We start from the raw sequence: 16,376 nt of genomic DNA on the forward strand, positions 1-16,376 counted from the left end.
GGATGCCGCTAGGGTCGCCGCATGCGAGACCCGGTCGTCGACCTGCGCGAGATCGCCCGGCTGCTGGACCGCCACGGCGGGCAGACCCGGCGCGCCCAGGCGTTCCGGCGCGCGGCCGCGACGCTCGCCGCGCTCGACCCGGCCGAGCGGGCCGACGTCGACCGCCGCCGCGCGTGGGGGAACCTGCCCGGCATCGGGGCCACGACGACGAAGGTGGTCGCCGAGTCCCACGCCGGCCGGGTGCCGGCCTACCTCGCCGAGCTGCAGGCCGCCGACGGCCCGCTCGTGGACGGCCCCAACCCGCTCCTGGCGCACATCCGGGGCGACCTGCACACCCACACGGAGTGGTCCGACGGCTCGAGCCCGCTGGAGGAGATGGCCCTGGAGGCCCGCCGCCTGGGCCGGGACTGGCTCGCCATCACCGACCACAGCCCGCGGCTGCGCGTCGCGAACGGGCTCGACACCGAGCGGCGGCACCGCCAACGCGAGCACATCGCGGCGCTCAACGAGGCGCTCGGGGGCTTCCGCGTGCTGGCCGGGGCCGAGGTCGACATCCTCGACGACGGCTCCCTCGACGGGGAGGCGGCGGCCCTCGACCCGCTCGACGTGGTGGTCGCCAGCGTGCACTCGAAGCTGCGCATGGACGCCGACGCCATGACCGTGCGCATGGTCACCGCCATCGCCAACCCCCGCACCAACGTGCTGGGGCACTGCACCGGACGCCTCGTGGCCGGCGACCGGGGCGTCCGGCCGCAGAGCACGTTCGACGCCGAGGTCGTGTTCGAGGCCTGCCGCCAGTTCGGCGTCGCCGTCGAGATCAACTCCCGACCCGAGCGGCAGGACCCGCCCGACGACCTCCTCGCTCTCGCGGCGGACATGGGATGCCTGTTCGCCATCGACACCGACGCGCACGCCCCGGGGCAGCTCGGCTTCAGCGAGTACGGGGCCGCGCGCGCGGCGTCCGTCGGCCTCACCCCCGACCGCATCGTGACGTGTTGGGACGCCGACCGCGTCGTCGCGTGGGCGGCCGGTGGGAACCCGTCAGCAACCCGGGGGGCGTAGCCTGCTCGCGGGCGGCTAGGATCGCCTTCGAGTCCATGGCGGGGCCGCGACGTGCCCCGGCCTGCCCTTGACGGTCTGAGAAAGGACACCTCCGTGACATCTCGCGACAACGCGGGCCCCATTCTGAACGGGCTGCCGACCAACCTGCCGGACATCGACTCCGAGGAGACCGCCGAATGGCTGGAGTCCCTGGACGGGATGATCGACGAGCAGGGCCGCAACCGGGCGCGCTACATCATGCTCAAGCTGCTGGAGCGCTCGCGTGAGCGCCACTTGGGCGTCCCGTCGCTGACCGCGACCGACTACGTCAACACGATCCCGGCCGAGTCCGAGCCGTGGTACCCCGGCGACCAGGACCTGGAGCGCCAGTTCCGCCGCCTGCTGCGCTGGAACGCTGCGGTCATGGTGCACCGCGCCCAGCGCCCCGGCGTCGGCGTCGGCGGTCACATCTCGACGTTCGCCTCCTCGGCGACCCTCTACGAGGTGGGCTTCAACCACTTCTTCCGCGGCAAGGACCACCCCGGCGGCGGCGACCAGGTCTTCTTCCAGGGCCACGCCAGCCCCGGCCCTTACGCGCGTGCGTTCCTCGAGGGACGCCTCGACGAGGCCGACCTTGACGGCTTCCGCCAGGAGAAGAGCCACATCGTGGACGGGAAGATACGGGCCCTGCCCAGCTACCCGCACCCGCGCCAGATGTCCGACTTCTGGGAGTTCCCGACCGTGTCGATGGGCCTGGGCCCGATCAACGCGATCTGGCAGGCGCAGTTCAACAAGTACCTGCACAACCGCGGCATCAAGGACACCTCGCAGCAGCGCGTGTGGGCGTTCCTCGGTGACGGCGAGATGGACGAGGTCGAGAGCCGTGGCGCCCTGCAGTGGGCGGCCTTCGAGGAGCTCGACAACCTGACGTTCGTCGTCAACTGCAACCTGCAGCGCCTCGACGGCCCGGTCCGCGGCAACGGCAAGATCATGCAGGAGCTGGAGAGCTTCTTCCGCGGCGCCGGCTGGAACGTCATCAAGGTCGTCTGGGGCCGTGGCTGGGACCCGCTGCTCGCCGCCGACAAGGACGGCGCCCTGGTCAACGTCATGAACGCCACCTCCGACGGCGACTACCAGACCTTCAAGGCCAACGACGGCGCCTACGTGCGCGACCACTTCTTCGGGCGCGACCCGCGCACCGCGAAGATGGTCGACGGCTGGACGCCGGAGCGGATCTGGAACCTCACCCGCGGTGGCCACGACTACCAGAAGGTGTACTCCGCCTACGACGCCGCCACGAAGTTCACCGGCGCGCCGACGGTCATCCTGGCCCACACCATCAAGGGCTACTTCCTCGGGCAGCACTTCGCGGGCCGCAACGCCACGCACCAGATGAAGAAGCTGGCCCTGGACGACCTCAAGCAGTTCCGTGACCGGCTCGACATGCCGATCACCGACGCGCAGCTGGAGGAGGACCCCTACCAGCCGCCGTACGTGCGCCCCGACGCCTCCGATGACCGCATCGCCTACGCCCTCGAGCGCCGGCGTGCACTCGGTGGCCCGGTGCCGCAGCGCCGCAACAACCCCAAGCCCATCAAGTTGCCGGACGCCAAGGCCTACGACTCGGTGAAGAAGGGCTCGGGCAAGCAGGAGGTCGCCACCACCATGGCGTGGGTCCGCCTGCTCAAGGACCTGCTGCGCGACAAGGAGTTCGGCGCCCACGTGGTGCCGATCATCCCCGACGAGGCGCGCACGTTCGGCATGGACTCGCTGTTCCCGACCATCAAGATCTACAACCCGCACGGCCAGAACTACACGCCGGTGGACCACGACCTGATGCTGTCCTACCGCGAGTCCCGCGAGGGCCAGATCATCCACACCGGCATCAACGAGGCCGGCTCGCTGGCGTCCTTCACCGCGGTGGGCAGCAGCTACGCCACCCACGGCGTCCACATGGTGCCGATCTACATCTTCTACTCGATGTTCGGCTTCCAGCGGACCGGTGACGCGATCTGGGCCGCCGCCGACCAGCTCACCCGCGGCTTCATGATCGGCGCCACCGCCGGCCGCACCACGCTGACCGGTGAGGGCACCCAGCACATGGACGGGCACAGCCCGCTGCTGGCCGCCACCAACCCGGCGGTCGTGCACTACGACCCGGCGTACGGCTACGAGATCGCCCACATCATGCAGGACGGCCTCGAGCGGATGTACGGGGAGAACCCCGAGGACATCATCTACTACCTCACGGTGTACAACGAGCCGATCGTGCAGCCGGCCGAGCCCGAGGGTGTGGACGTCGAGGGCATCAAGAAGGGCATGTACCTGCTGGCCAAGGGCAGCTGGGAGGGCGTCAACCCCGACGCCCGCCAGGTCCAGCTGCTGGCCTCGGGCGTGGGCGTGCCGTGGGCGCTGGAGGCCCAGAAGCTCCTGCACGACGACTGGGGCGTCGTCGCCGACGTGTGGTCGGTCACCTCGTGGACCGAGCTGCGCCGCGACGCGATGGCCGTCGACGACAAGCGCTTCCTGCACCCGAACGAGGACGCGGGCGAGTCGTGGATCGTGCAGAAGCTGAAGGACACCGTGGGCCCGGTCATCGCGACCTCGGACTACATGAAGCAGGTGCAGGACCAGATCGCCCAGTGGGTGCCCGGGGACTACGCCTCGCTCGGTGCGGACGGCTTCGGCTTCTCCGACACCCGCGCGGCCGCGCGGCGGTACTTCCACATCGACGGCCCGTCGATGGTGGTCAAGGCCCTGCAGATGCTCGCCGCCCGCGGCGAGGTCGACCCGGCGTGGCCGGGCCAGGCGGCCGAGAAGTACCAGCTGCTGGACGTGAACGCCGGGACCTCCGGCAACAGCGGCGGCGACGCCTGAGTCGAACCATGAGCGCGCGAGGCGCACCGATGGTTGTCGGTGTGCCTCGCGCGCTCGCGCGTACTCTGGCACGCTAGGGGCAAGCGAAAACGTTAACGAGGGGGTGTCCTACGTTGGGCAGCACGCCGGTGCCCGGTAAGCAGGGTGGTTTGTCGGGGGTCGTGACCATGGGTTTCGAGCAGGGCCAGGTGGTCCAGGAACTCGGGTGGGACTCCGACGTCGACGAGTCGCTGCGCGACGAGATCATGGACGCCATCGATGCCGACCTGGTCGACGACGCCCTCGAGGCCGTCGACGCGGTGCTGCTGTGGTGGCGCGAGGAGGACGGTGACGTGGGGGACGCCCTCGTCGACGCCCTGCGCGACCTCTCCACGACGGGGCACATCTGGTTGCTGACCCCCAAGATCGGCCGCGACGGCTACGTCGACCCGGCCGACATCGCCGAAGGCACCGCGACAGCCGGGCTGGTGTTGGCCAACCCGGCGTCGGTGTCGCGTGAGTGGCAGGCGCAGAAGATCGTGCGCCCCAAGGCCGGTCGCCGCTAGCGGTTCACGGCTTCCACTCCTGCCGGACGCCGTCGGCGTCCGTCCATGAGAGGCCGGTCAGGGCATCCGAGATCGGCTGACCTGCGCGGGCTCCCTCCGCGTTCGCGGTGATGAAGACGACGGTCCGGTCGGCTGCGGGCCACGGCATCACCGTGACCTCCTCGGCCTCCAGGCCGTCGGCCCACGCGGGCGTTACGTCCGCCGCGGTGCCGCTGACGAGGTAGGCCGAGGTGATGCGGCTGAGGGCCACCGAGGGCGTCCGGGTTTCGTCGAGGAGGTCGTTGGTCGCGCTGAGCACCTGCACGCGGTCACCGGACAGGGGGGTGGACGAGGTGCCCGCCGGGCCCCGGATGCCGACCTGCCTGCTCTGGGGGAGCAGCCAGACGTCGAGGTTGCCCGCGGGGACCGTGAGCTTCGCGCCGTCGCGACCCTCGAGGACCACCTCGCCCTGCGCGATCCGGGCACTCGACCCCGACCCCGCGTTCGTGACGGGGGTGCCGTCGGCGCGCCACCACAGGGTCTCCACGCCGGCGATCGAACCGGCGGGGGAGTCGAGGCGGAAGCCCACCGCCGCCCACGGCGTCCCGGGCAGGTCGACCGGGCCCGCGGAGGTGAACCCGCCGATGGAGAAGGTGGGGTCCATCAACGTGGCGGCGACCGCGTCGCTGGGCACGATGCCGAGCACGATGTCGTCACCGCTCGTGCCCAGCGTACTCTGGCCGACGAGCCCGTCGGTGCTGGAGCCGCCCATGCGTGTCACCGTGCCATCCTCGGCGACCGACGAGTAGACGAGATCCGGTTCCTGACCGGGCAGGATGCTCACCTCGAAGGTGATGTTCGGGTTGCTCTCCACGGTGCCGCCGTTCAGGGGCAGTTCGACCCGCGCCGTTGCGGCCGAGTGGGCGGTGGCGATCGGGGTGGGGGCCGCCGGCGACGGCGTCCCGGTGAGCGAGGGCAGCCACGAGGCACCCAGCCCGACGACGACGGCGAGCGCTCCGACACCGGCCACGGTGGCCAGGCGGCGCTGCTGGACGCGGCGGGTGCCGGCCGCGACGAGGGCGTCCGTGTCGAGGGGGGCGAGGTCGTGGGCCGAGGCGTCCAGCGCGTCGGCGAGGTCGAGGCGGAACTCGTCCTGGGTGGTGTTCATCGGGCACCTGCTTCCGTGGTGTCGTGGGAGGAGTGGGTGGCGCGGAGGCTGGCCAGCCCGCGGGAGGCGGCGCTCTTGACGGCACCGACCGAGATCCCGAGCAGGTCGGCCACCTGGGCCTCCGAGAGGTCGTCGTAGTAGCGCAGGACGACCACCGCGCGTTGACGCTGCGGCAGCGTGGCCAGCAGGCGGACGAGCTGGTCGTGGTCCTCGGTGCGCGAGGCGGGGGAGGAGGGCCGGTCCGGGGCGTCGCCCGTCGATACCTCCTTGCGGGTGGAGCGCCAGGCGTCCACCCTCTCGTTGGCCATGATGCGGCGCGTGTACGCGTAGGCCTCACCGTGGCGGATGCGCGGCCAGGCGACGTACGTCTTGACCAGGCTGGCCTGGACCAGCTCGCGGGCCGCGTCGCCGGACCCGGTGAGGCCGACACCCAGCCGGACCAGCCGGGGGGTCGACTCCTCGACGAAGGCCGTGAACTCCGCATCGCGGGTGGCCTTGCCCCAACCCTGCAGCACAGCTCCTCCTGGGTGTGTCGCCCGCCCGTCGTGGCGGGGTCATCGTCGTACACGGAGCAGGCACCGGAAAGGTTGCCTGCCGTCGTCTGCCAGAATGGGGCGTCGTCGCCGCGGGTGCGTGGCGGCGTGCGGGCGCATGGCTCAGTTGGTTAGAGCACCTCCCTTACAAGGAGGGGGTCGGGGGTTCGAGTCCCTCTGCGCCCACCGCCATGGCGTAGACTCGACCCTCGTGGCAGCCCAAGACACCAGCACCGAGCTCGCGGACCTCGACCGCGCCCTCTCCAGCATCGAAGCGGTCCTCGACCCCGATGCCAAGCGCGCCGAGATCGCGACCATCCAGGAGGAGGTCGCGGCACCGGACCTGTGGGACGACCAGGAGAACGCCCAGCGCGTCACCTCGCGCCTGTCCCGCCTCCAGTCCGAGGTGGAGCGGCTCGAGAAGCTCCGCGGACGCCTCGACGACCTGCCGGTGCTCTTCGAGCTCGCCGCCGAGGAGGGCGACGAGGCCTCGCGTGCGGAGGCCGAGCGCGAGCTCACGGGGTTGAAGGCCGAGATCGCCGCCCTCGAGATCCGCACCCTGCTGTCGGGCGAGTACGACGAGCGGGACGCCGTGGTCACCATCCGTTCGGGCGCCGGCGGCGTCGACGCGGCCGACTTCGCCGAGATGCTGCTGCGCATGTACCTGCGCTGGGCCGAGCGCCACGGCCACGCCACCAAGGTGATGGACACCAGCTACGCCGAGGAGGCCGGCCTGAAGTCGGTCACCTTCGAGGTCAGCGCCCCCTTCGCCTACGGCACGCTCTCGGTCGAGGGCGGCACCCACCGCCTCGTCCGGATCAGCCCCTTCGACAACCAGGGACGGCGCCAGACGTCCTTCGCCGCCGTCGAGGTCATTCCGCTCATCGAGGCGACCGACCACATCGAGGTCCCCGAGTCCGACATCCGCGTCGACGTGTTCCGCTCGTCGGGGCCCGGCGGCCAGTCGGTCAACACCACCGACTCCGCCGTCCGCATCACCCACCTGCCCACGGGCCTGGTCGTGTCGATGCAGGACGAGAAGAGCCAGATCCAGAACCGCGCGGCCGCGCTGCGCGTGCTCCAGTCGCGCCTGCTGCTGCTGAAGAAGCAGGAGGAGGACGCCAAGAAGAAGGAGCTCGCGGGTGACGTGAAGGCCTCGTGGGGCGACCAGATGCGCAGCTACGTGCTCAACCCCTACCAGATGGTCAAGGACCTGCGGACCAACCACGAGGTCGGCAACCCCGACGCCGTGTTCGACGGCGACATCGACGGCTTCATCGACGCCGGCATCCGCTGGCGCAAGCAGGTGGAGCTGGGTGAGGCCGGGTAGGGGCGGCGTGGTGCCGCACCCGCGGCGTCCGGGTGACCTACGCTGGACGCGGCCGGCCTGAGAATCCTCAGGAAACTTCCCATCGTCGACCCGGCCGGGACCAGCACGTGATCACCTTCACCGAAGTCACCAAGAGGTACCGGGGCCAGCAGCGCCCCGCCCTGTCCGCGGTCAACGCCACGATCGACGACGGTGAGTTCGTCTTCCTGGTCGGGCCGTCCGGGTCGGGCAAGTCCACCTTCCTGCGCCTGGTGCTGCGGGAGGCCCGCGCCTCCTCGGGTGAGGTCGTCGTGAACGGCCGCGACGTCGGCCGGATGGCCGGCTGGCGCATCCCCCGGCTGCGCCGCGGGATCGGCACAGTGTTCCAGGACTTCCGGCTGCTGCCCGGCAAGACTGTCCACGAGAACGTCGCGTTCGCCCTGCAGGTGATCGGACGCCCCGGGCGCGAGATCCGCCGACTGGTCCCGCAGACCCTCGAACTGGTGGGGCTCCAGGACAAGGCGGACCGGCTCCCCGAGGAACTCTCCGGCGGAGAGCAACAGCGAGCGGCGCTGGCCCGCGCCGTGGTGAACGCCCCGCGCATCCTGCTGGCCGACGAACCGACCGGCAACCTCGACCCGACCACCTCGGTCGGGATCATGAAGCTCCTGGACCAGATCAACCGGGACGGCACCACGGTGGTGATGGCCACCCACGACGCCACCGTGGTCGACCAGATGCGCCGGCGCGTGATCGAGCTCAGCAACGGTGAGCTCGTCCGCGACCAGGCGCAGGGCGTCTACGGGTACCAGTGATCGGGTAGGGGAGAGAACACACCATGCGCCACGCATTCACCGAGGTCGTCTCGGGCCTCCGCCGCAACGCGAGCATGAACCTCGCCGTCCTGGTCACCATGTGGGTCTCGTTGACCCTGTTCGGCCTCGGCGTCCTGGTCACGCAGCAGGTCGACCTCATCAAGGGCCGGTGGTACGACCGCATCGAGCTGACCGTGTTCTTGTGCACCCCCGCCACCCAGGGCGAGAACTGCACGCCGGGGACGGCCACGACCGACGCCCAGCGCACGCAGATCCGTCAGGGCCTGGAGTCCAACCCCGAGGTGGCCGAGGTCTTCTACCAGAGCCAGGACGAGGTCTTCGCCGAGTTCCGGCAGACCTACGCCGATTCCCCGATCCTCGCTTCGATGAAAGCTGAGGACATGCAGGATCTTTTCAGGATCAAGCTCGTGAATCCTGAGGAATACCAGGTCGTGGTGGCCGAGGCCGGTGCCATGCCCGGCGTCCAGAACGTCCAGGACCTGCGCCAATTCCTCGACCCATTGTTCGAGTGGCTCAACTGGGGTCGCTGGCTCGCCGTGGGGGCGTCCGGGTTGCTGCTGCTGGCCGCCGCACTGCAGATCGGCCAGAGCATCCGCATGGCGGCGCACGCCCGGCGACGCGAGATCGGCATCATGCGCCTGGTCGGTGCCTCGAACACCTACATCATGCTGCCGTTCCTGCTCGAGAGCCTGCTCGTCGCGCTCGGCGGGGCCGCCCTGGCCTGCGCGACCTTGGCGGGCATCCAGCAGTTCGCCATCATCGAAAAGGCTAAACCTGCCCTTCAGGGATTCACGTGGATCGGCTGGGATCACGTGGGAATTGCGATGGTTTGGCTTGTCGGGGTGGCCATCGCCCTATCTATGATCCCCACGTTGATTGCGACACGTCGCCACCTGAGGGTGTGAGTCCTCGGCCCGGCGGTCGCACCAAGCGATCGTTGGGAGTTCGTAGTGAGTCACGTCCACGCCGACAGGTTCGGCCGACGCAGTGCCCCCGGGCGGCGCCTGACCACCGTGCTCGTCGCAGCGACCGCCTCCGTCGCCCTCGTCGCCCCCCTCGCCGGGGCCGACACGCTGTCCGACCTCCGCGCAGCGTCCCAGTCGAATGCGCAAGCACAGGATGCGGCACGGAATGCCATTTCCAATTCGCAGCAGAATGTGAATTCGGCCACCCAGGAATTGATCGACTCGCAGAACCGGTTGGCCCAAGCGCAGGCCGTCCTGCAGGACATTTCGGTGCAATTGCAGGCGGCCCGGGAGAATGATGCACGCATCGCTGCCGACCTCGAGGCGGCCCGCGAGGAGCTGGAGCGCGCCAAGCAGCGGGTGGCCAAGGCGGAGCAGGACGTGACGACCCAGCTGGCGCTCATCGGGTCCGCGGCACGCGAGTCCTACCAGCAGCAGACGGACCTGCGCGGACTGTCGGTGGTCTTCGGGTCGGAGTCCCCGGCCGAGCTCAGCCAGCGTCTGCAGTGGAACACCACCATCTTCGACACCCAGGCCGCCGAGAAGTCGCGCCTCGACCAGGTGCTCGCCGAGCTCGAGGCCGCCCGCCAGGCGCAGGCAGAGGTCGAGGCACGCATCGCCCGCGACAAGGCCGAATCGGAGCGCAACGTCGCCCGTGTCGCCGACCTGGAGCGCCGTGCCGAACAGCAGCGCAACACGGTGGCGGGCCTGGTGGCCGCCAACGAGCAGGCCCGCGCCGCCGCCCAGACCGAACTGGACGCCGACGAGGCCGACTACCGCACGCTGCAGGCGGCCGAGCAGGACACGCAGCGCCTGATCCAGCAGGAGATCGCCCGGATCAAGGCCGCAGAGGAGGCCCGGATCAAGCGCGAGGCCGAGGAACGTGCCCGCCGTGAGGAGGAAGCCCGGATCAAGCGCGAGGAGGCCGCCCGGGCCAAGGCCGAGGCGGAGGCTGCCGAGCGCACCCGCGCCCAGGACGCGGCCGACAAGAAGGCCAGGGCGGACGCCGCGGCCGTCGAGTCGGCCCGCGCCGAGGCCGCCGCCAAGCCGGACCGGTCCTCCGGCGGCGCCGCAGCACCCGCGCGCAACACGTCGGCCTGGGGCTTCGTCCGTCCTGTGAACGCCAACTACGGATCGGCCTTCGGCCTGCGGTTCCACCCGATCCTGAAGTACTGGCGCCCCCACAACGGCGTCGACATGGGCGCCCCGACCGGCACCCCGATCTACGCCGCGCAGGCCGGTACCGTGCTCCAGGCCGGGACGAACGGCGGCTTCGGCCAGTACACCCTGATCTCGCACGGTTCGATCGTCGACGGCAAGCTCACGACGACCGGGTACGCCCACCAGTCGCGGATCCTCGTCCGCGCCGGGCAGCGGGTCGAGCGCGGCCAGCTGATCGGCTACGTGGGCAACACCGGCCTGTCGACCACGCCGCACCTCCACTTCGAGCTGCGCCTCAACGGGACGCCGGTCAACCCGGTCCGCTACGTCCCCTGACCCGCACCACCCGGCCCGAGTGCCGCCCGGCTATATGCTGGGCGGCACTCTCGCTTTCGAAGGAGCACACCGGCCATGCCGCGACCCGAGGGGCGCATCCTCGTCGCCCAGAACAAGAAGGCCCGCCACGACTACCACATCGGTGACCGTGTCGAGGCCGGCCTGGTGCTGCTCGGCACCGAGGTGAAGTCCCTGCGCGCCGGCCGCGCGTCGCTGGTCGACGGCTTCGCCACGATCGACGACGGCGAGGTCTGGCTCCGTGGCGTGAACATCCCCGAGTACAAGTTCGGCACCCACTCCCACGGCCCGCTGCGCAACCGCAAGCTGCTCATGCACCGCCGCGAGATCGCCAAGCTGGAGAAGGAGGTCGCCAACTCCGGCCGCACGCTGGTCCCGCTGTCGATCTACTTCAGCGATGGCTACGCCAAGGTGGAGATCGCCGTCGCCACGGGCAAGAAGGACTGGGACAAGCGCCAGACCATCGCCGAGCGGGACGCCAACCGCGAGGCCCAGCGCGCGCTGTCGGCCCGCAACAAGGGCAGGCGCTGACATGCTGCGCGCCGCCCGACGCCTGGCCGTCGCCGTGGTGGTCGCCCTCGCCTTCGTGCTCGGTGTCGCGACCCCCGCGCACGCCGCCGGAGACACCTACGACCGGTTCGACGTCGACTACACGATCACGCCCCAGGGCACCGTCCACGTCACCGAGACCATCGTGCTGCGCTTCGGCCCCAACTCGGGCAGGCGGGGCTACGAGCGTTACCTCGTCACCCGCGAACCGTTCGACGACGACGAGGACATGCTCTACGAGGTGACCAACGTCCGCGTCACCAGCCCCGACGCGGTCTCCACGGCCACCCAGGTGAGCAACTACTCCAACACGCCGCGCGAGTCGGTGGTGAAGATCCGCATCGGCGACCCCGACCGGCGCAACACCGGCCCGACGGCGACCTACGTCATCTCCTACGACGTGCGCGGGGCCCTGCGCACGCCCGAGCAGACCAGACTGCCCGAGTTCTACTGGGACGTCACGGGCTCCACCATGGGAGCCATCCGTTCGTCCACGGTCCGGGTCACGGCCCCCGGGGCCGTCCAGGACGCCGTCTGCTTCGCCGGCCCGCCCCGGGCCGAGAATCCCTGCTCCGACGTCTCCACCAGCGGGGACACCGCGACGTTCACCCAGCCCGACGGCATCCCGACCGGCAGCCTGCTGACGTTCGGCGTGCAGCTGGACCCGGCGTCCGTGTCGAACGCCACCCCGATCCGGGTCGAGCGCGGGGACGCAGCCCAGCAGCGCTCCACGCGGGTCATGCAGGCCGCGGGCGGGGCGGCCGCCCTCGCGATCCCCGTCGTCGGCTGGCTCTACTACCGCCGCCGCGGGCACGACGAGCGCTACGCCGGCGTCCCGCCGGGCACGGTGCCGCTCGCGGGCCAGCCCACGCACGTGGAGCGCAACGACCCGAAGACCCCCGTGCCCGTCTCGTTCGCGCCGCCGAAGCTGCCGCTCACCTACGCCGGCTTCCTCCTCGACGGCCAGTACAAGACCGAGCACCTCACCGCCACGCTGGTCGGGCTCGCCACGAACGGGGCGATCACGCTGACCTCCGAGGGACGCCCCGAGGCGGAGCTCCGCGACCCCCGCAGGGCGCCCGACGAGCCCAGCGAGATCCTGCTGTCCGAGCTCTTCGACGGACGCCGCACCACCGTCCGGCTCGACAGGGCGGGCCAGCTCGCCGAGGCGTCCGACGCCCTCGAGGCCGACGCCCGCTCGGTCGCGCTGGGCAACAAGTGGTTCCGCGGCGTCGCGCGCGGACGCAAGAGCTTCTCGATCATGGGCCTGCTGTGGGTCGTCATGATGGGGTCGTTCTTCTTCGACGTGCGCGCGCTGTCCGGACTGGCCTGGCTGCTCGGGCCGGCGACGGTGGCCCTGGTCATCACGTGGATCGTCGTGCAGACCAAGATGGCGCGCGGCCAGCGCACCGCCCTGGGCCGGGCCTGGACCGACCAGGTCGAGGGCTTCCGCACCTACATCGCCACCGCCGAGGCGGACCAGCTCCAGTTCGAGGAGGGGGAGGACATCTTCAGCAAGTACCTGCCCTGGGCCGTGCTGTTCGGCCTGGCCGAGCGGTGGGTGCGCGTGTGTGAGCAGGCCATCGCCCTGGGCCGCCTGCGGCAGCCGGACGCCTCGTGGTACGGCGGGGCCTACTTCGACACCCACATGATCCTGTGGCACCTCGACAGCCTGGGCCGGTCGATCCCGCCGGCCACGGCGCCGTCGGTGGCCTCGCACGGGCCGAGCTTCAGCAACGACATCGGCTTCGGTGGCGGCGGTTCGGCCTTCGGTGGGGGCGGTGGCTTCGGTGGCGGCTTCTCCGGCGGCGGTGGCGGCGGAGGCGGCGGCGGCAGCTGGTGAGTAGGGTTGGGGCCCATGGACAAGCCAACCATTGAGATCCCCGACACCGACGCCCCCGCCGAGCTCGTGCTCGACGACCTCGAGGTCGGCACCGGCCCCGAGGCCAAGCCGGGCCAGCAGGTCGCCGTGCACTACGTCGGCGTCGCCTGGTCCGACGGCACCGAGTTCGACAACTCCTACGACCGCGGCGAGCCGCTGGTCTTTGGCCTGGGCGCCGGTCAGGTCATCCAGGGCTGGGACTCCGGCATCGCCGGCATGAAGGTCGGCGGCCGTCGCCGCATCACCATCCCGCCGCACCTCGGCTACGGCGCGCGCGGCGCCGGCGGTGTGATCAAGCCCAACGAGACCCTCGTCTTCGTCTGCGACCTGGTGGGTGTGCGCTGACCGGCGTGTGACGTCCCCGTGTGCATCTCCGGGTGGCAGGACCCCAAGGATCCTTGGGGACCTGCCACCCGGAAGTGCATTCGGGGGACGGGTCGGGGGAAGGCCCGATGGGTATGTGTCCTACGGCGGGCAGGATGGCGCCATGAGCAACCTCCCCTCCCTGGACCTGCGGGTCGGCGACACCGAGCGTGCGCGGGCCGAAGCCCTGCTGCAGGACGCGTACTGTGCCGGACGCCTCGACGAGGTCGAGCTCGACGAGCGGCTGGGGATGGTGATGACGGCGCAGACGCGTCGTGACCTCAACGCCTCCGTGGCGGGCCTCCCGGCCCGCTTCGTGGCCCCGCGGGCGGTCGCGCCGCGCAGCCCCCAGGCGACCTCCCTGGGAGCCACCGCGCACTTCTCGGGCCTGCTCACCTGGATCTTCGGGCCGCTGTTCCTCTACGCCTGCTCGACCCCGGGGACCCCGGCGCGGCGCGAGGCGGCCCACGCGTTCAACTACCAGCTGGTCGCGGGCCTGACGTTCCTCGTCACCGCCATCGTGGGGGGCATCCTGCTGCCCGAGGCGGCGATGGAGGTCATCATGCCGCTGGGCTGGGTCGGCTGGCTGTTGCTCACCATCGTCGGCGGTGCCCGGGCCCTGTCCGGCCAGCGCTGGAACAACCCGCTGACGCGCCTGATCCGCCTCCGCGTGCTGGACCCGATGCGCTGACCGTGGTGCCTCATAGTCAAGTCCCCGGCTGATGGGGCGTGTGCCTCACAGATTTTTCCCCGGGAACGGGGGTCTAGCCGGCGCGGATTTTGAGGGCTTTGATGTCGGGGGCTCGCCAGGTGAGTTGGTCTTCGAGGCGGCGGGTCTTGGTGGCGGCCAAGCGGGTCAGTTCGGCTTGGAGTTCGGTGATCTGCCGGGCGATCCGGGTGGGTTTGAGGGTGGCCTTGTAGGCGGCGAGTTCGTGTTCTTGGGCGGGGCTGAGGACGCCTGCCTCGAGGAGCCGTCGGTAGGGGGAGCGGGGCTGGTCGTAGAGACGCTTGCGGCGGCCGAGTTTGTCGGTGCCGTACCCGATGGGTTTCTTGGTGGGGGTGAAGAAGTTCAACCTGTCGTTGACCAAGGGCCACAACTGGGTCAGGAGGTCGAGTTCGGCCGGGGTGTCGTAGCGGTGGTAGAACCCGTATCGGCGCACGAGGTGGCCGTTCTTGGACTCGATGGTGGCTTGGTCGTTGCTCTTGTAGGGCCGGGATCGGGTGAAGAACACATCCCGGTCACTGACCTGTTTCAGCTCAAATGTCGCATTTCGCGGCTTTGATCAGTCCACCCCTGGCGGGTCTGGACGGTGGTTGTGGATCTGATTGTTCCGCTGTTGGCGGTGGTGAGCAAGACGACGCTGGTGGGCGTCGTGCAGGCCCTTGCGGCGGGCGGCGCGGATGGCCTCGCCCCTGCCTTGGTGTTCATCGTCGGGGGTCACGTAGCCGATGCTGGAGTGCAGGCGGACGGTGTTGTACTCGATCTGGATGCGGTCGAGCTCGGCCCGCAGGACGGCCGGGTCGGTGATTGCCAGCAGGTGCGGCCATTCGGCCTTCAGGGTGCCGTTCAACGACTCGATCCACGCCTGATCGGTCGGGGTGGAGGGCCGGCCGAAGTGTTGCGCGATCGCGACCAGGGCCATGAACCGGCGGGTGCCGGTGGCGATCATCTGCGACCCGTTGTCCGATACCGCCAGCAGTAGCGGGGTGAGGCCGTCGTCGGCGTCGGGGTCGACCCGGCCGGTCGCCGCCCGAGCCAGGGCTTCCTTCAGCAGGCCCTCGGATTCCAGGGCCGTGGTGAACGCGGCCTGCACTTGGGTGGTGGTCTCCTCGCTGGATACCAGGTGGGTGAGCCACTTGCGGGACACGAGGTCCTCGATGATCAGCACCTTCGCCCCGCAGCGGGTGAAGTGGGTCGTGTCGTAGATCCATAGGGAATTCGGCTTGTAGGACGCCCAGTCCGGGAACGGCTTGCGTTCCCCACGGACCGGCCGCGGCAGCGGACGAAAGTGCTTGTCAGACTCGATCAACACCCTGCGCACGGTGGACGGTGATGCCCAGAACCGGCCCACATACGAGCCCCGATGCGCCAGCCGCCGGTGGGAGCGGTCCCGTTCGCCCCACTCGTTGAACACCGCCAGAATCTGCTGAACCTCATCGTCGAGGAGACCGTTGACTGCGACCCCGCCGGGCTTCCGGTCGGCCAGGTCCGTGCGCCGGGCCTGCCAGCGTTCGACCCGCCGCCGGCTGATCTTGAGCACCTCGCACACGGCCTGCAAGCTCCAGCCCTCGCCGACCGCGTGGTCCACCAGACCGAGGAGGCCGGCCTTGCCGACGGCGTCGACACGCACCGGAACAGGCTCGGTCACCGCCATCCGGAGCCCCCTTTTCCCTCCAGCAAGGTGAGCTTGACCGCCAACTCCTTCACCGCCTCCGACAGCCGGGCGACCTCGGCGTTCGCGGCCTCCAACTCGACATCCCGGGGGGTCTTGCCCACCCCGGGTTTCGACGCCGACAAGGCCGCCATCGCGCCCTCCTTGGCGACCTGGCGGAGCTTCATGATCGTCGAACGGTCCACCCCCGCCGCCTCCGCGGCGGCGTTGATGGTCGTCTCGCCACGCACGAGCTGGAGGAAGATCTCGTACTTCACCGACGGCGCCAACAACTTCTTCGCGCGCCGCGTAGGGCTCGCCGGGCTCGCCCCGGCATCCTTGTTCGTCGAGGACATCGACACTCACTCTCGGGTCAGCCAGACCCCCACAGTGTGGTCTGATTCAAACCCCGAAATGCGACACGATCCCTGACGCAAGACAG

At 70.3% G+C, this 16,376-nt stretch carries 16 protein-coding genes and 1 tRNA gene; 12 read left to right on the forward strand and 5 right to left on the reverse strand.

Annotation, left to right across the window (positions count from 1 at the left end):
• Positions 1-21: 21 nt before the first annotated feature.
• The 3 genes from H5397_RS14555 to H5397_RS14565 all read left to right on the forward strand — a co-directional run bounded on the left by H5397_RS14555 (position 22) and on the right by H5397_RS14565 (position 4,463).
• Positions 22-1,062, forward strand: a complete 1,041-nt coding sequence (locus tag H5397_RS14555; RefSeq protein ID WP_182818297.1) for a PHP domain-containing protein — start codon at positions 22-24, stop codon at positions 1,060-1,062.
• A gap of 93 nt (positions 1,063-1,155) precedes the next feature.
• A complete protein-coding gene (gene aceE, locus H5397_RS14560) occupies positions 1,156-3,918 on the forward strand; it encodes a pyruvate dehydrogenase (acetyl-transferring), homodimeric type (protein ID WP_182818299.1) in 2,763 nt (920 codons plus the stop codon).
• Positions 3,919-4,085: 167 nt separating this feature from the next.
• Positions 4,086-4,463: a DUF3052 domain-containing protein gene (locus H5397_RS14565; protein ID WP_182818300.1), complete on the forward strand. Its 378-nt coding sequence runs from the start codon at positions 4,086-4,088 to the stop codon at positions 4,461-4,463.
• A gap of 4 nt (positions 4,464-4,467) precedes the next feature.
• On the opposite strand, the gene H5397_RS14570 is transcribed toward H5397_RS14565, so the two are convergent.
• Both H5397_RS14570 and H5397_RS14575 read right to left on the reverse strand, forming a co-directional pair.
• Complete coding sequence (locus H5397_RS14570; RefSeq protein ID WP_182818302.1) at positions 4,468-5,610, reverse strand: hypothetical protein; 1,143 nt, start codon at positions 5,608-5,610, stop codon at positions 4,468-4,470.
• On the reverse strand, positions 5,607-6,125 hold the full coding sequence (locus H5397_RS14575; protein ID WP_220492306.1) for a SigE family RNA polymerase sigma factor: 519 nt from the start codon (positions 6,123-6,125) through the stop codon (positions 5,607-5,609). The genes H5397_RS14570 and H5397_RS14575 overlap by 4 nt, the downstream gene beginning before the upstream one ends.
• Positions 6,126-6,255: 130 nt before the next feature.
• Here H5397_RS14575 and H5397_RS14580 point away from each other — a divergent pair.
• The 9 genes from H5397_RS14580 (at position 6,256) to H5397_RS14620 (ending at position 14,253) form a co-directional block, all read left to right on the forward strand.
• Positions 6,256-6,329, forward strand: a tRNA-Val gene (locus H5397_RS14580).
• 25 nt (positions 6,330-6,354) lie between these two features.
• Positions 6,355-7,473: a peptide chain release factor 2 gene (gene prfB / locus H5397_RS14585; RefSeq protein WP_182818303.1), complete on the forward strand. Its 1,119-nt coding sequence runs from the start codon at positions 6,355-6,357 to the stop codon at positions 7,471-7,473.
• Between the two features lie 107 nt (positions 7,474-7,580).
• A complete protein-coding gene (ftsE, locus tag H5397_RS14590) occupies positions 7,581-8,267 on the forward strand; it encodes a cell division ATP-binding protein FtsE (RefSeq protein WP_182818305.1) in 687 nt (228 codons plus the stop codon).
• 23 nt (positions 8,268-8,290) lie between these two features.
• Positions 8,291-9,193 (forward strand): permease-like cell division protein FtsX, encoded by a 903-nt coding sequence (gene ftsX, locus H5397_RS14595; protein ID WP_220492307.1) that lies wholly within the window; start codon positions 8,291-8,293, stop codon positions 9,191-9,193.
• Positions 9,194-9,523: 330 nt separating this feature from the next.
• On the forward strand, positions 9,524-10,750 hold the full coding sequence (locus H5397_RS14600) for a M23 family metallopeptidase (protein ID WP_182818306.1): 1,227 nt from the start codon (positions 9,524-9,526) through the stop codon (positions 10,748-10,750).
• A 75-nt stretch (positions 10,751-10,825) separates the two neighbouring features.
• Complete coding sequence (gene smpB, locus H5397_RS14605; RefSeq protein WP_182818308.1) at positions 10,826-11,299, forward strand: SsrA-binding protein SmpB; 474 nt, start codon at positions 10,826-10,828, stop codon at positions 11,297-11,299.
• A 1-nt stretch (position 11,300) separates the two neighbouring features.
• Positions 11,301-13,160, forward strand: coding sequence for a DUF2207 domain-containing protein (locus H5397_RS14610; RefSeq protein ID WP_182818309.1), 1,860 nt, complete (start codon positions 11,301-11,303; stop codon positions 13,158-13,160).
• Between the two features lie 15 nt (positions 13,161-13,175).
• Entirely contained in the window at positions 13,176-13,544 is a 369-nt protein-coding gene (locus H5397_RS14615) for an FKBP-type peptidyl-prolyl cis-trans isomerase (RefSeq protein WP_182818310.1), read from the forward strand.
• Positions 13,545-13,686: 142 nt separating this feature from the next.
• Complete coding sequence (locus H5397_RS14620) at positions 13,687-14,253, forward strand: DUF1707 and DUF4870 domain-containing protein (RefSeq protein ID WP_182818311.1); 567 nt, start codon at positions 13,687-13,689, stop codon at positions 14,251-14,253.
• 73 nt (positions 14,254-14,326) lie between these two features.
• Here H5397_RS14620 and H5397_RS14625 read toward each other — a convergent pair whose 3' ends face one another.
• From H5397_RS14625 to H5397_RS14635, 3 genes are read right to left on the reverse strand one after another with little or no spacing between them, the layout of a single operon-like run.
• Positions 14,327-14,794 carry a hypothetical protein gene (locus H5397_RS14625; RefSeq protein ID WP_182818313.1) on the reverse strand — a complete coding sequence of 156 codons (468 nt, stop codon included), beginning with the start codon at positions 14,792-14,794 and terminating at the stop codon, positions 14,327-14,329.
• Between the two features lie 51 nt (positions 14,795-14,845).
• Positions 14,846-15,937 carry an integrase core domain-containing protein gene (locus H5397_RS14630; RefSeq protein WP_182818314.1) on the reverse strand — a complete coding sequence of 364 codons (1,092 nt, stop codon included), beginning with the start codon at positions 15,935-15,937 and terminating at the stop codon, positions 14,846-14,848.
• Complete coding sequence (locus H5397_RS14635) at positions 15,928-16,290, reverse strand: hypothetical protein (protein ID WP_131173182.1); 363 nt, start codon at positions 16,288-16,290, stop codon at positions 15,928-15,930. The genes H5397_RS14630 and H5397_RS14635 overlap by 10 nt, the downstream gene beginning before the upstream one ends.
• Between the last annotated feature and the right edge of the window lie 86 nt (positions 16,291-16,376).

The organism is Propioniciclava sp. MC1683 (genome assembly GCF_014164675.1).
GTDB lineage: Bacteria > Actinomycetota > Actinomycetes > Propionibacteriales > Propionibacteriaceae > Propioniciclava.

Coding starts and splice junctions, on each gene's coding strand:
- ftsX (WP_220492307.1), top strand. CDS start 8,291: ATGCGCCACGCATTCACCGAGGTCGTCTCGGGCCTCCGCCGCAACGCG.
- H5397_RS14630 (WP_182818314.1), bottom strand. CDS start 15,937: ATGGCGGTGACCGAGCCTGTTCCGGTGCGTGTCGACGCCGTCGGCAAG.
- H5397_RS14620 (WP_182818311.1), top strand. CDS start 13,687: ATGAGCAACCTCCCCTCCCTGGACCTGCGGGTCGGCGACACCGAGCGT.
- H5397_RS14635 (WP_131173182.1), bottom strand. CDS start 16,290: ATGTCCTCGACGAACAAGGATGCCGGGGCGAGCCCGGCGAGCCCTACG.
- H5397_RS14570 (WP_182818302.1), bottom strand. CDS start 5,610: ATGAACACCACCCAGGACGAGTTCCGCCTCGACCTCGCCGACGCGCTG.
- H5397_RS14565 (WP_182818300.1), top strand. CDS start 4,086: ATGGGTTTCGAGCAGGGCCAGGTGGTCCAGGAACTCGGGTGGGACTCC.
- H5397_RS14610 (WP_182818309.1), top strand. CDS start 11,301: ATGCTGCGCGCCGCCCGACGCCTGGCCGTCGCCGTGGTGGTCGCCCTC.
- H5397_RS14615 (WP_182818310.1), top strand. CDS start 13,176: ATGGACAAGCCAACCATTGAGATCCCCGACACCGACGCCCCCGCCGAG.
- smpB (WP_182818308.1), top strand. CDS start 10,826: ATGCCGCGACCCGAGGGGCGCATCCTCGTCGCCCAGAACAAGAAGGCC.
- H5397_RS14555 (WP_182818297.1), top strand. CDS start 22: ATGCGAGACCCGGTCGTCGACCTGCGCGAGATCGCCCGGCTGCTGGAC.